This window comes from Streptomyces sp. NPDC053427 (assembly GCF_044544985.1).
GTDB lineage: Bacteria > Actinomycetota > Actinomycetes > Streptomycetales > Streptomycetaceae > Streptomyces.
The window spans coordinates 326,623-340,001 of record NZ_JBITYA010000004.1; the positions used below are offsets into that span (position 1 = coordinate 326,623).

The 13,379-nt window shown below is 72.6% G+C and carries 12 protein-coding genes; 2 read left to right on the forward strand and 10 right to left on the reverse strand.

Translation table 11 applies throughout. The annotated features are described in order from the left end of the window. The first annotated feature begins 92 nt into the window (after positions 1–92). Complete coding sequence (locus ACIGWZ_RS13210) at positions 93–824, forward strand: isocitrate lyase/phosphoenolpyruvate mutase family protein (RefSeq protein WP_400063821.1); 732 nt, start codon at positions 93–95, stop codon at positions 822–824. 100 nt (positions 825–924) lie between these two features. Here the strand turns inward: ACIGWZ_RS13210 and ACIGWZ_RS13215 are convergent, their stop codons facing one another. Then, entirely contained in the window at positions 925–1,422 is a 498-nt protein-coding gene (locus tag ACIGWZ_RS13215) for a carboxymuconolactone decarboxylase family protein (protein WP_400063823.1), read from the reverse strand. 46 nt (positions 1,423–1,468) lie between these two features. Between ACIGWZ_RS13215 and ACIGWZ_RS13220 the strand changes: the two genes are divergently transcribed. Next, positions 1,469–2,914 carry a PLP-dependent aminotransferase family protein gene (locus ACIGWZ_RS13220; RefSeq protein WP_400063825.1) on the forward strand — a complete coding sequence of 482 codons (1,446 nt, stop codon included), beginning with the start codon at positions 1,469–1,471 and terminating at the stop codon, positions 2,912–2,914. A 108-nt stretch (positions 2,915–3,022) separates the two neighbouring features. Here ACIGWZ_RS13220 and ACIGWZ_RS13225 read toward each other — a convergent pair whose 3' ends face one another. The 9 genes from ACIGWZ_RS13225 to ACIGWZ_RS13265 all read right to left on the reverse strand — a co-directional run bounded on the left by ACIGWZ_RS13225 (position 3,023) and on the right by ACIGWZ_RS13265 (position 13,336). Continuing rightward, positions 3,023–4,186, reverse strand: coding sequence for a trypsin-like serine peptidase (locus ACIGWZ_RS13225; protein ID WP_400063827.1), 1,164 nt, complete (start codon positions 4,184–4,186; stop codon positions 3,023–3,025). A 203-nt stretch (positions 4,187–4,389) separates the two neighbouring features. Further along, positions 4,390–4,653, reverse strand: coding sequence for a hypothetical protein (locus ACIGWZ_RS13230; protein ID WP_400063829.1), 264 nt, complete (start codon positions 4,651–4,653; stop codon positions 4,390–4,392). Between the two features lie 142 nt (positions 4,654–4,795). Next, complete coding sequence (locus ACIGWZ_RS13235) at positions 4,796–5,527, reverse strand: response regulator (protein WP_400063831.1); 732 nt, start codon at positions 5,525–5,527, stop codon at positions 4,796–4,798. Further along, positions 5,524–7,284 carry a sensor histidine kinase gene (locus ACIGWZ_RS13240; protein ID WP_400063833.1) on the reverse strand — a complete coding sequence of 587 codons (1,761 nt, stop codon included), beginning with the start codon at positions 7,282–7,284 and terminating at the stop codon, positions 5,524–5,526. The genes ACIGWZ_RS13235 and ACIGWZ_RS13240 overlap by 4 nt, the downstream gene beginning before the upstream one ends. A gap of 230 nt (positions 7,285–7,514) precedes the next feature. Then, positions 7,515–8,507: an ABC transporter substrate-binding protein gene (locus tag ACIGWZ_RS13245; RefSeq protein ID WP_400063835.1), complete on the reverse strand. Its 993-nt coding sequence runs from the start codon at positions 8,505–8,507 to the stop codon at positions 7,515–7,517. A gap of 2 nt (positions 8,508–8,509) precedes the next feature. After that, the gene (locus tag ACIGWZ_RS13250; RefSeq protein WP_400063837.1) at positions 8,510–10,507 is read right to left on the reverse strand and encodes an ABC transporter permease; all 1,998 of its coding nucleotides are present in this window, start codon (positions 10,505–10,507) and stop codon (positions 8,510–8,512) included. Then, on the reverse strand, positions 10,504–10,680 hold the full coding sequence (locus ACIGWZ_RS13255; protein ID WP_400063839.1) for a hypothetical protein: 177 nt from the start codon (positions 10,678–10,680) through the stop codon (positions 10,504–10,506). Before ACIGWZ_RS13255 ends, ACIGWZ_RS13250 begins: the two co-directional genes overlap by 4 nt. Next, positions 10,677–11,795: a glycine betaine/L-proline ABC transporter ATP-binding protein gene (locus tag ACIGWZ_RS13260; RefSeq protein ID WP_400063840.1), complete on the reverse strand. Its 1,119-nt coding sequence runs from the start codon at positions 11,793–11,795 to the stop codon at positions 10,677–10,679. Before ACIGWZ_RS13260 ends, ACIGWZ_RS13255 begins: the two co-directional genes overlap by 4 nt. Then, on the reverse strand, positions 11,795–13,336 hold the full coding sequence (locus ACIGWZ_RS13265; protein WP_400063842.1) for a GMC family oxidoreductase: 1,542 nt from the start codon (positions 13,334–13,336) through the stop codon (positions 11,795–11,797). The genes ACIGWZ_RS13260 and ACIGWZ_RS13265 overlap by 1 nt, the downstream gene beginning before the upstream one ends. Between the last annotated feature and the right edge of the window lie 43 nt (positions 13,337–13,379).

The following is a 13,379-nucleotide window of genomic DNA, read 5'->3' on the forward strand; positions in this document are numbered from 1 at the left end:
TTGTGATCAACCTCTGGAACCGCATCGACGTCGCGGTCCGGACGCCCGTCGGCGCCTAGCCGCGCACCCGTCGCACCAGTTGGAGGCACCACATGACCGCAGCCGCCCTCCGCGCCCTGCACCACGGCCCCGACCTGCCCCTGGTCCTGCCCGGACCCTGGGACGCGGGCAGCGCCAAGGTGTTCGCCGACGCCGGGTTCCCGGCGCTCGCCACGCCCAGCGCGGGCATCGCGGCCTCCCTCGGCTACGAGGACGGAAGCACCCCGGCCGAGGAGATGTTCGCGGCCGTCGCGCAAATCGTACGGGCCGTGGACGTGCCCGTATCGGCGGATGTGGAGGCCGGATACGGGCTGTCCGCCAAGGAGTTGGTGGGCCGCCTGGCGGACGCCGGGGCGGTGGGCTGCAACCTGGAGGACAGCGACCAGGTGTCCGGTGTCCTGCGGGAGCCCGAGGCGCAGGCGGACTGGCTGGCCCGGGTGCGGGCCGAGGCGGGCGACGCGCTGGTGATCAACGCCCGGATCGATACGTTCCTGCAAGGCGTCGAGGGCGCGGAGGAGGCGATCGTGCGCGGCCGGCTGTACGCCGAGGCGGGCGCCGACTGCGTGTACCCGATCCTCGCCCCGCCGTCGCTGCTGGCCGAGATCGCCGCCGGGATCGGCCTCCCGGTCAACGCCGTGGTCACTCCGGGCGGCCCCGCACCCCGCGAGCTGGGCGCCCTGGGCGCGTCCCGCATCACCTTCGGCCCCGGGCTCCAGCACCGGGCGATGGCGGCCGTGGCGGAGATCGCCGATCAGCTCCAGGAGGGGCTGCGGGTGCCGAGCTGACCCGTCGGGGCGGGGCGGCCGGGGTGCGGGGCGGGCGACGTGGGCGACCTGGCGGGTGGCCGGGAGCCCCGCCTCGTCCGCCCCGCCGTCCGTCACCGGCTCACCGGTCGTCGCCGCCGGCCACCTTCGCCGTGCTGAGGGCGATCCGGTTCCAGGTGTTGATCGTGAAGATCACGGCCAGCAGCTGCGCCAGTTCCGCCTCCTCGAAGTGCCGCGCGGCCCGCTCGTAGACCGCGTCCGGCACCCCGCCGTCCGCCACCCGCGTCACCGCCTCGGTGAGCGCCAGCGCCGCCTGCTCCTTCTCGGTGAAGAAGTGCGCGGCCTCCTGCCATACGGCGACCATGTGCAGCCGCGCCTCGTTCTCGCCCGCCTTCCGGGCGTCGCTGGTGTGCATGTGGAGGCAGTACGCGCACTTGTTGATCCCCGAGGCGCGGATGTGGACCAGTTCGACCAGGGCGGGGTCCAGGCCCTCGCGGGCGGCGGCGTCGAAGCCGATGAGCGCCTTGAAGGCCCCGGGCGCGGCCTTGGCGAAGTCGAGCCGCCCGGCCTTGGTGCCGTTCTCCACGACCGCGGTGTCGTTCTCTGCGTTGTTCGTCATGCCTCGAATCTAGGAGGCCGGGCGACCGGCAGTAGGGTGCATTCCCATGCCGGATTCATGGGTCAATATTCCCGAGAGCCTGGGCGCCGATCTCCACCTGGAGCTCACCGGCCCCGGCAGCCGCCGCGCCGTCCTCATCCGCGCGCTACGGGACGCCGTACAGACCGGCCGGCTCGCGCCCGGCACCCGCCTGCCGCCCTACCGCTCGCTCGCCGCCGACCTCGGCATCGCCCGGAACACCGTCGCCGACGCCTACGCCGAGCTGGTCGCCGAGGGCTGGCTCAGCGCCCGGCAGGGCTCCGGCACCCGGGTCGCGCACCGCGCCGCGCCGCTCCGGCCCGTGCGCTCCGCCACCCATCGCGCCCCGGCGGGCCGCCCCACCCACACCCTGCTCCAGGGCCAGCCGGACGCCACGTCCTTCCCCCGCTCCGCCTGGCTCGCCGCCGCCCGCCGGGCGGTGTCCGCCGCCCCCCACGACGCCTTCGGCCCCGGCGACCCCCGCGGCCGCCCCGAACTGCGCCGGGCCCTCACCGACTACCTGGCGCGCACCCGCGGCGTCCGCACCGACCCCGACCGCATCGTCATCTGCTCCGGCTTCGCCCACGCCCTGCGCCTCCTCTTCCCGGCCGTACTGCCCGGCCCGCTCGCCGTGGAGGCGTACGGCCTCTCCTTCCACCACGGCCTCCTCGCCGCCGCCGGCATCCACACCCACCCCCTCTCCCTCGACCAGCACGGCGCGGACACCGCGGAACTGACCGCCCTGGAAGGCCTCGACGCCGCCCTCCTCACCCCCGCCCACCAATTCCCCACCGGCGTCCCCCTGCACCCCGACCGCCGGGCCACCGTCATCAACTGGGCGCGGACGAACGGGAGTTACCTCCTCGAGGACGATTACGACGGGGAGTTCCGCTACGACCGCAAACCGGTGGGTGCGCTCCAGGGGCTGGACCCGGAACACGTCATCCACCTCGGCTCCGTCAGCAAGAGCCTGTCCCCGGCGCTCCGCCTCGGCTGGATGGTCCTCCCGGACCGTCTGGTGGACCGCGTACTGGAGGCCAAGGGCGAGCGCGAGGCGTGGGCCGGCGTCACCGATCAGCTGACCCTCGCCGAATTCATCACCTCCGGCTCCTACGACCGGCACATCCGCCGGATGCGCCAGCGCTACCGCCGGCGCCGCGACCAGCTGATCGAGGCGGTCGCCGCGCACGCCCCGCATCTCACCGTCACCGGTATCGCGGCGGGTCTGCACGCCGTCGTTCAACTCCCCACCGGATCAACGCACTTCGACGAGAGCACCGCTCTCCGCGCCGCCCGGTGGCAGGGCCTGGCCTTGGACGGCCTCTCCGCATACCGCCACCCGGCCGCCACCGAGCCGCCCCGCCACGGCCTCGTCGTCGGCTACGCCGCGCCCTCCGACCACGCCTTCCCGGCCGCCCTGGAGGCACTCTGCCGGGCACTGCCGACGGAGCCGCGGTCCGCCGCACTCGACTGATTCAGGGCAGACACCGGGAGTGGACTCGGCCTCTCCCCGGGCCACCGCGCACCGCCGCCCCCCCCCGCTCCGGAGGACGCCGGGGCGGGGAGCGGCGGTGCGTACGGGCTACTGCCCCGCGAACTTCCGGCTGATCCCGTCGAAGACACGCTGCGCCTCGGGGCCCAGATGCGGGCCCGCCAGCCAGGTGTGGGCGCCGGAGCTGATGGACGTGTTGGACACCAGCGCCAGCTTGCCATCGCGGCCGGCGAACCAGCCGCCGCCCGACGAACCGCCGGTCATCGTGCAGCCGATGCGGTCCATGACGGGCGTGCCCTGCTGCATGGTGAGGCGGTTGGGACGGCCCTCGCAGCTCATCATCCGTGCGCCGTCGTACGGCGGCCCCGCCGGGTAGCCGACGGCCTTCATGGCGCCGATGCCCTCGGCGGAGGGCGCGTTGAACCAGACCGGGACGGACGCCCCCACGGTCTCCTCCAGCGACTTGCCGCCGCCGTTCTCCGGCTTCACATGCAGCACGGCGAAGTCGTAGGCGGAACCGCCGTTGCCGACCTCCTGGCTTCCCATGTCGATCCACTCACCGGAGGTGGTGATCCAGTCGGCCCAGAAGCGGCCGTACGGCGTGACCTGCTGCGCCGGCGTATTGCCGACCTGGCTCATCGGCACGCCGTTGTCGTTGTAGGACGGCACGAAGGCGATGTTGCGCATCCAGCCGCCCTTCTTGCCGGCATGTACGCAGTGGCCCGCCGTCCACACCAGGTTGGACTTCCCCGGGTGCGCCGGGTCCGCGACGATCGTGCCGGAGCAGACCCTGGGACCGTCGGGGCTGTCGAAGAAGACCTTGCCGACCGGCGCCATGTTCCGGTGGTACGGGCGCCCGACCTGCTGGGCGGTCACCGGCCGCGGCTCGGGATCGGTCGCCTCGAACTCGCTGCCCGCGCCGGTGGCCTTCACGCTGAGATCGGGCGCGGCCTTCGCCTTCGCCAGACGGTCCGTCTTCCAGTGGTCCTTGATGATCGGGTTGGCGAAGTCCTGCGCCTCGCGGGCCCACTTGTCCCAGTTCTGCCAGCCTCCGTCCTTCCACTTCTTCAGGTCGTCGATGCTGGTCGGCACGCCCTTGGGAAGCTTGAAGCCACCGGCTTCCTTCTGGTCGGCGGCGGCCGAACTTCCGGCCCCGGAAGCCTTGTCGTCGCTGGGGCCGCAGGCGGTGGCGGTGAGCGCGAGCAGCGAGGCCAGCGCCGCGGCCGCGAGGGTCGTACGGCGGATGGATGGCATGGTGCGAGGTCCCCCTGATACGAACCGGCGCGCCGCCCGTCGCGGCGCCCGTATTGTCATGCCCCCGGCGTCGGGGTCCGCCCTACTATGCCGTCACGCCGCGCCGGGGTCACGACCAGGGGCCGGACGGGGACCTCCGCCCCTCCGCCGCCGTCTCTCCCCTTGTCCCGACGGCCCCGCAACGGCCTTTCCGGAGCGGTCGGTCAGCGCTGGGGCACCCTCGGATCCCGGTTGACGGGTGCCGGCCCCCGCGACGGGCCACGCGATGCGCCGTACGGCGACCCTGCCGACGAACCGGCCGACGAGCCGGGGCGGAACTCGCCGAGCTGCTTGGCCGTCGGATACCACTTCTTGTTGCAGCGATGGCACCACCACCGCCAGTTGTCCCAGTCCTTGTCGGTGGTCGTGGTGTCCTTCCACAGCCAGTCGTCGCAGTCCAGGGTGGGGCACTTCGGCGGCAGCAACATGACGGTACGGCCCTTCGTCGGGGGCAAACGGCCCCAGACTGCTGCGCCGGCCGCCGCGCCACGCTGCGGTTCGCCGGTCGCCATCCGGACGGGTGACGGCGGTGTGCGCCGTTCGCCCCGCCGCCAGGGCGCCTCGGCACGTCTACGACGCCAGGCCCGCCTGGTGCGCCAGCAGCGCCGCCTGCACCCGGCTGCCCGTGCCGGTCTTGTCCAGGATGCGGCCGACATGGGTCTTGACGGTGCCCAGGCCGATGTCGAGGCGGCGGCCGATCTCCTGGTTGGCCAGGCCCGCGCCGAGCATCGCCAGGACCTCGCGTTCGCGGGCGGTGAGGGCGGCCAGACGCTGGTCGGGGGTGCCGGTGACGGCCGGGGAGCCGAGGCGGGGGCCGGTGGCCTGGAGCATGCGCTTGATGACATGGCCGGTGACGCCGGGCGAGAGGACGGCGTCGCCGGCGGCCGCGGCCCGTACGGCGGTGATCAGTTCCTGCGGGCCCTCGTCCTTGAGGAGGAAGCCGGTGGCACCGGCGTGCAGGGCGCGGGTGACGTTCTCCTCGTCGCCGAAGGTGGTGAGCATGACGATCTGCGGTGCGGGGTCGAGCCGTACGAGCCGGTCGACGGCGGCCAGACCGTCGAGCACCGGCATCCGGATGTCGACGAGGGCGACGTCGACGGGCCGGGCGGCGGCCAGTTCGACGGCCTCGGCGCCGTTGGCGGCCTCGGCGACGACGTCGATGTCCGGGGCGTGGCGGAGGATCAGGCGGACGCCGTGGCGGATCATTTCTTCGTCGTCGGCGAGCAGGACCCGGATGCGGCCCGCCGGGTTGTCCGGAGTGTTCTCGGGGGTGGTGCCGGGACTGTGGGGACGGGGCGTCATCGAGGGCTCCCTGGGGCTGTGGGCGAGGTCGGCGGGGACGTGGGCGAGGTCGGCGCGGGCGTGGCCGTCGGGCCTTCCGGCGCGATCGGAACGGTGAATTTCTTGATGTCGACGAGGACGTCGTTGCGGAAGCAGTAGCGGGTCAGGGCCAGGCGGCCGTGCGTCCCGCGGTCCGTCTCGTACGGGAAGAGGCAGGCGGTGCCGGGGGGCCGGGGCGGTTCGCGGCCCGCGGCGGCCGCGCCCGCCAGGTCGCTCTCGAACCCGACCGTGGCCCGGACATCCTCCCTGGTCATGCCCAGATGCACCGTACGGTCGGGCACGCTCCCCACGACCGGCCGGGCGCTCTGCACCAGCGACAGCCCCAGCAGCAGCATCGCGCCCACCCCGGCGAGCCCCAGCACCCCGGCGGCCACGCCCGGCAGATGGCGCAGTACACCCGGCAGGGCGTCGGTGTGGACGGGGTCGCGGTGCGGGGGCGTCTCGGCGGGCGGAGCGGCCGGGGCGGCGGCCGCCGGATGCAGCGGCAGCGACGCCTCCACCAGGAAGCCGCCGACCGCGGTGGGTTCGGCGCGCAGCTCGCCGCCCAGCAGCCGCAGCCGTTCGCGCAGCCCGGTCAGGCCGCTGCCGGTGCCGAGGCCGGTGGTGGCCTCGGGGGCGGTGCGGGGCGCGCCGTTGCGGATCACCAGGCGGATGCGGTCCGTGGTGTGGGCCACGGACAGTTCGGTGGTGGCGGAGGGGGCGTAGCGGTGGATGTTGGTGAGGGATTCGCGGACGACGCGATGCACTGCGCGGCGCAGCCGTGGCTCCAGGGTGTCCAGGTCGGGGCCGTCCCAGGTGAAGGCGACGGGGATGCCGGCGGCGCGCGATTCCTCGGCGAGGGCGGCGATGTCGGAGCGGGTGCCGGTCGCGTCGGTCAGCGCGTCGGTGCCGGTGTCGCGGCCCAGCGGGCCCAGTACGCCCAGCACTTCGCGCAGCTCCCGCATCGCGTCCCGGGTGGCGAGGCGTACCTGCGCGGCTTCCTCCTTCAGCTCGGGGGCCGTGGCGGCGAGGGCCATTTCCAGGCCGCCGGAGTGGAGGGAGATCAGGCTGAGCCGGTGGCCGACCAGGTCGTGCATCTCGGCGGTGATCCGGGCGCGCTCCTCGGCCCGGGAGGCGCTGTCGGCGAGCCGGCGGGCCTGTTCGGCGGACGCGGCGCGGTCCCGTAGCGCCAGGACGAGACGTTCCTGCTGCCCCTTCGAGCTGCCGACCAGGCCGGGGATCAGTACGCCGACACCGGCCACCAGGGCACCGAGCGCAAAGCCGGCCAGCCAGCTGCCGTAGTCGGTGGCCAGGGTGCCGAACACGCCGGTGACCACGGGGAGGGCGGCGGCGGCCAGCAGGACCCCGGCGCGGTGGCGGGGGTTGTCGACCCGGCGGGCCGCGGTGTAGGCGACCACGGCCGTCAGCAGGCCGGCGGTGGGCAGGATTCCGGCCACGACGGCGAGGCCGAGCAGCGCCATGATCGGCACCTTGCGGCGCAGCAGGAGGAGGGCCACGGCGGCGCAGCCGACGGCCGCCTGCTCCGCCGAGGGCAGCGCGTCGAAGAACCCGAAGGAGCCGGAGGCGGCGCCCGCCAGGTAGAGCACCGCCCCGCAGGCCTCCGCGACGACGGCCAGCCGGCGGACGCCGGCCCGGCCGGCCGGTGCGGGGGCGGTCGGCCCGGTGGGAGGCGTCGGGGAGGGGGTCGCCTCGGAGGAGGTGGCCTTGGTGCGGGACATGGCGTCGATTATCGGCAGGCGCCGGGCGCCCGCCGTACACCCGGCGCGCCTGGCGTGACGACGGACACCCGGCAGGTCACCACCCACGCCGCCCCTCTGCTGGCCGCGCTCGACGGCGGGAACCGGAGACGGCAAGCGGAGACGGGAAAACGGAGGCGGGAAAACGGAAGCGGGCAGCCGCACGCCTTCGCGTACGACTGCCCGCTCCCGGAGATCGGACCTCGGATCCGCTACCCCTTGGGCAGCCACTTCTTCCAGACGTCCGAGTGCTTGACCACCCACCGCTTGGCCGCCTCGTCCGCGGACAGACCGCCCGAGGCGATCGATTCGGAGACCTCGTTCTGGTCGTCCTTGGTCCACTTGAAGTTCTTCAGGAATGCCGCGGCGCTGCCGCCGCCCTTGGCGAAATCGGTGTTGAAGAACTTCTGGAGGGGGGTCGTCGGGTACGCGCAGTCGATGGACTGGGGATCCTTTGCGCCCTTTGCCGCGCAGGCGTCCGTGTACTTGGGGAGTTGGACCTCTTCCATCGGCACCTGGTTGAAGAGCCACTGCGGCTCGTACCAGTAGGTGAGGAAGGGCTTCTTCTGCTTGGCGAACTGCTGGATCTGGGTGATCTGCGCCGCCTCGGAGCCCGCGAAGACGACCTCGTAGTCGAGGCCGAGGTTCTTCACCAGCGCCTTGTCGTTGGTGACGTAGGACGGGGAACCGTCCATCAGCTGGCCCTTGTTGCCGCTCTCCGAGGTGCGCAGCTGCTTGGCGAACTTGTTGAGGTTCTTCCAGTTCTTGACCTCGGGGTGCTTGTCGGCCCAGTACTTGGGGACGAACCAGCCGATGTGGCCGGTGACGCCGTTGCCGCCGCCCGCCGTGATCGTCTTCTTGTCCTTGACGTAACGCTGTTCCTGGTCGGGGTGGCCCCAGTCCTCCAGGATGGCGTCGACCCGGCCCTGGCTGAGGGCGTCCCAGGCGGGAATCTCGTCCACCTGGACGGTGTCGACGTGGTAGCCCATCTCGTGTTCGAGGAGGTACTTGGCGACCGCGACATTGGACTGGGCGCCGACCCAGGTCTGTACGGACAGGGTGACGGACTTGGAGCCCTTGGCCGCCGCGAACGGCGAGGCCTGCTTGGTCATGTCGGCCTTGCCGCAGGCGGAGAGGGAGAGCGACAGCAGAACCGTGCCGGCCAGCGCGGTGGTGCCGATGAGCGTGGTGCGCTTACGGGACATGGTCAGGCTCCCTTCCCCGTCGTGCGGCGTTCCGTGGGCTGGGTGACCCGGTCGAGCATCAGGCCCAGGCAGACGATGGCGACGCCCGCGACCAGGCCGAGGGCCAGGTCGCCGGTGGCCAGGCCGGTGACGACGTCGTAGCCGAGGGCACCGCCGCCCACCAGGCCGCCGATGATGACGACGGCGAGGACGAGGACCACGCCCTGGTTGACGGCCAGAAGCAACGCGGGCCGGGCGAGCGGGAGCTGGACCTGGCGGAGGATCTGCCAGCGGGTGGCGCCGAGGGAGCGGGCCGATTCCATGGCGGCGGAATCCACCAGACGCAGGCCCTGGGTGGTGATGCGGATGACCGCGGGCAGGGCGTAGACCACGGCAGCGGCGGCGGCCGGGGCGCGGCCGACGGCGAAGAGGGCCACGACCGGGATCAGGTAAACGAACTGCGGCATGGTCTGCATGACGTCCAGGACCGGCCGCAGGATCGCCTCGAAGCGCTTGCTGCCGGCCGCCAGGATGCCGATGCCGAAGCCCAGCACCAGGGTCACCACGAGGGCGGCGAGGACCTGGGACAGGGTGTTCATCGACGGCTTCCACACGCCCAGCACACCGATCGCGGCCATCGCCAGGACGGCGGTCAGGGCGGTGCGCCAGGTGCCGATCAGCCAGGCCAGCGCGGCGACGATGAGCAGCGTGCCGTACCAGGGCAGCGCGGTCAGGCCGTCGCGCAGCGGGTTGAGGACCCAGTCGGTGAAGTGCGCGGCCCAGTCGGCGGTGCCGCCGATGACGGGGACGCCGGAGTAGAGGTGGTCGACCATCCACTCCTTGAAGTCGTTGACCGGGCGGGCGATGTCGACGGCCCAGCTGGTCGGCCAGACCAGGGAGCCCGCCAGGCGGCCGATGACGGCGAGGACGACGGTGATCGCACCGATGCCCGCCCAGGCCGGCCAGCCGCGCAGCAGCTTCGGGCCGGTGGGGTCCTGGTGGGCGCCGAGGCGTTCGCCGGCGGCCGCGGTGGTGCGGTCCATGACGATGGCCAGCAGGACGATCGGGATCGCGGCGGCGAGTGCGGCGCCGACGTCGACCGAGGCGAGGGCCTGGTAGACGCGGTCACCGAGACCGGCGGCGCCGATCATCGAGGCGATCACGACCATGCCCAGCGCCATCATGATCGCCTGGTTGACGCCGAGGAGGAGATCCTTGCGGGCCATCGGGAGTCGGGCGGTCAGCAGGCGCTGCCGGCCGGTGGCGCCGAGCGAGGCGGAAGCCTCCAGGACACCCGGGTCCGCGGCGCGCAGGCCGAGCGCGGTCAGCCGGGCCATGGGCGGGGCCGCGTAGATGACGGTGGCCAGGAGGGCGGCCGGGACGCCGATGCCGAAGACCAGCACCACGGGGAGCAGATAGGCGAAGGCCGGCAGGACCTGCATGGTGTCCAGCACCGGGCGCAGGATCTTGAACAGGCGGTCGGAGAGGCCGGCGGCCAGGCCCAGCAGGGCGCCGACGACCACGGAGAACACGACCGCCACGACCATCAGGGCCAGCGTCTGCATGGTGGGGATCCACATGCCGAGCAGGCCGCTGGCGATGAAGGAGATCAGGGCGGTGGCGGCGATGCGCAGGCCCGCGATGCGCCAGGCCAGCAGCGTGATGCCGGCCGTGACGCCGGTCCAGCCGAGGGCGAGCAGCAGCAGGTAGATGCCGCGTACGGACATCACCACGCCGTTGCTGAGGTGGCCGAGGAAGTAGACGAACAGCCAGTGGCTGTCGCGGTTGTCGATGATCCAGTCGCTGGTCCGGCCGAGCGGGCCGGAGACGTCGACGGTCAGCGAGGACGGCCAGGCGGCGCCGTACTTGGCTGCCAGCAGCGGGACGAGGACGGCCGCGGCGACGGCGAGCAGCAGCAGCTTCACCATGCCGCGGCGGTTCAGCAGGGCCTCGGCCGGGCGCCACTTGGGGCTGTCGGCGCCGAGGCCGCGCTGCGGAGCGGGGGGTGTGGCGAGAGTCATGCGCGGCCCCGCTTCACGGTGCCGACGGACACATTCATCGCGGCGGCGCGCTGGGCCTCGCGCCAGCGGCGCAGCAGGGTCGCCCGCAGCCGCGAGCGGTGGGTGGCCACGGGTGCGCGGGAGCTGACGGCGCGCAGGGGCGCCGTGCGGTGGGAGGTGGCGGCGTACATCATGCGGCCACCTCGTCGGGCCGGTGGTCGATGCCGGCGACCACATCGAGCAGGCAGGCGTGGTCGACGATGCCCAGGCAGCGGCCGTCGTCGACGACACGGGCGGCGCCGCCGGAGCGGGCGACCGCCTCGATGGCGTCGGAGATCAGGGTGTCGGGGGCGAGCGCGGGGCCCTGGTCGGCCTCGCCGTCCTCGACCGGGCGCATCGCGCGGCGGACGGTCAGCACCTGCTCGCGCGGGACGTCCCGGACGAAGTCGCGGACGTAGTCGTCGGCCGGGGAGCCGACGATCTCCTCGGGGGTGCCGAGCTGGACGATCTCGCCGTCGCGCATCAGGGCGATGCGGTCGCCGACCCGCAGCGCCTCGGAGAGGTCGTGGGTGATGAAGACCATGGTGCGGCCCTCTTCGCGGTGCAGGCGGCAGACTTCTTCCTGCATGTCGCGGCGGATGAGCGGGTCCAGGGCGCTGAACGGCTCGTCGAAGAGGAGGACCTCGGGGTCCACGGCGAGGGCGCGGGCCAGGCCGACGCGCTGCTGCTGACCGCCGGAGAGCTGGCCGGGGCGGCGCTTCTCCAGACCGGCCAGGCCGACCTTCTCGACCATGGCGCTGGCCCGCTCGCGGCGCTCGGCCTTGCCCATGCCCTGGATCTCCAGGCCGTAGGCGACGTTGTCGACGACGGTGCGGTGCGGCAGCAGGCCGAAGTGCTGGAAGACCATCGAGGCGCGGCGGCGGCGCAGTTCGCGCAGTGCGGTGCGGTCCATGGCGCGGACGTCCTCGCCGTCCATCTCCAGGCCGCCGCTGGTCGGCTCGATCAGCCGGGTCAGACACCGTACGAGGGTGGACTTGCCGGAGCCGGACAGGCCCATGACGACGAAGACCTCGCCCTTGTGGACGTCGAAGGAGACATCGCGGACGGCGGCGGTGCAGCCGGTCCGCTCGCGCAGTTCCTGCACGGAGAGGCCGGCGACGGCCGTGTCGTCGGGGATCCGGTCGGCCTTCGGCCCGAAGACCTTCCACAGGTGGCGGACGGAGAAGACGACCTCGCGGCCGGTGGTCGAGGCGTTCTCGGACTTACGGGCGTTGGGTATCTCGGATGCGCCGGCGGAGGTGGTAGCCATCACGCATCACCTCCCTTGGTAGGTGCTTCCTTGAGCAGTTCGGCGCACTTCTCCCCCACCATCAGCACGCCCAGCATCGGGTTGACGGCCGGCATCGTCGGGAAGACCGAGGCGTCGGCGATACGGACACCGTCCAGGCCGCGGATCTTCAACTGCGGGTCGACGACGGCCAGTTGGTCGTCGGCGGCGCCCATCTTGCAGGTGCCGGCGGGGTGGTAGACGGTGTGCGCGGCCTTGCGTACGAGTTCGCTGATCTCCGCGTCGTCCGTGACGTCCGGACCGGGGAAGACCTCGCGCTTGAGCCACTTGGCGAACGGCTCGGCCTGCGCGACCTTGCGGGCCAGCTTGATGCCGTCGACCAGGGTCCGGCCGTCGTAGTCGTCCTCGTCCTCGAAGTACCGGAAGTCCAGGGCCGGCTTGGCCTCGGGGTCCGCGGAGGTGAGGTAGAGGCGGCCGCGGGAGCGGGACTTGGGGATGTTGGGGGTCATCGACACGCCGTGCTCGGGGCGCTCGTAGCCCAGCCGCTCGGGGTTGTCGGTGAAGGGGATCTGGTAGAAGTGGAACATCAGGTCGGGGCCCTTGTGCTCCGGGTCCCGCTTGACGAACAGGCCCGCGTCGGAGTCCATCGCGGAGTTGTCCGGGATCGGCCCGTCGGTCTCCCAGACGATGACCGACTCGGGGTGGTCGATCAGGTTCTCGCCGACGCCCGGCAGGTCGAGTACGCACTCCATGCCCAGCGCCTCGAGGTCCTTGCGCGGCCCGATGCCGGAGTGCATCAGCAGCCGGGGGGTGTCCACGGCGCCGGCGCACACCAGCACCTCGCGGGCCGCCTCGACGTAGACCTCCTCGCCGTCCTTCGTACGGACGTGGACGCCCTTGGCCCGGGTGCCGTCCAGCTCCAGCTTGTGCGCCCAGGTCTCCAGCATCAGCGTGAGGTTCGGCCGGTCGCCGGCCTCCATGTGCGGGTGGAGGTAGGCGACGGACGCCGAGGAGCGCTTGTTGTTCTCCGGGTGGTACGAGAGGTCGAAGAACCCGACGCCCTCGTCGAACGGCTTGTCGTTGAAGCCGACGACCTCGGGGACGCCCAGCGCGCTCTTGGTGGCCTCGATCCAGTCCGTGGCGATCTGGTTCCGGTCCTTCTTCGCCACCCGCACGATGTTGTTGCGCAGCTTGCCGAAGTACGGGTCCATCTCCTTGGCGCCCCAGCCGGCCGCGCCCGCCGCCTCCCACTCGTCCCAGTCGGACGGCAGCGGCTTGAAGGAGATCAACGTGTTGTGCGAGGAGCACCCGCCGAGGACCTTGGCGCGGCTGTGCAGGATGTGCGAGTTGCCGCGCGGCTGCTCGGTGGTCGTGTACTCGTAGTCCAGCTCACCGCCGAGGAGGCCGAGCCACTTGCGCAGCGTCAGCACGTCCTCGCGGTCGATGTCGGACGGGCCGCCCTCGATGACGGCGACGGTGACGCCGGGGTCCTCGGTGAGGCGGGAGGCGATGACGGAACCGGCGGTGCCGCCGCCGACAACGACATAGTCGTACACGGGCATGAGGGGTGCTCCTTTACTGCAAAGTGCGTACGGGGTTCTGCGG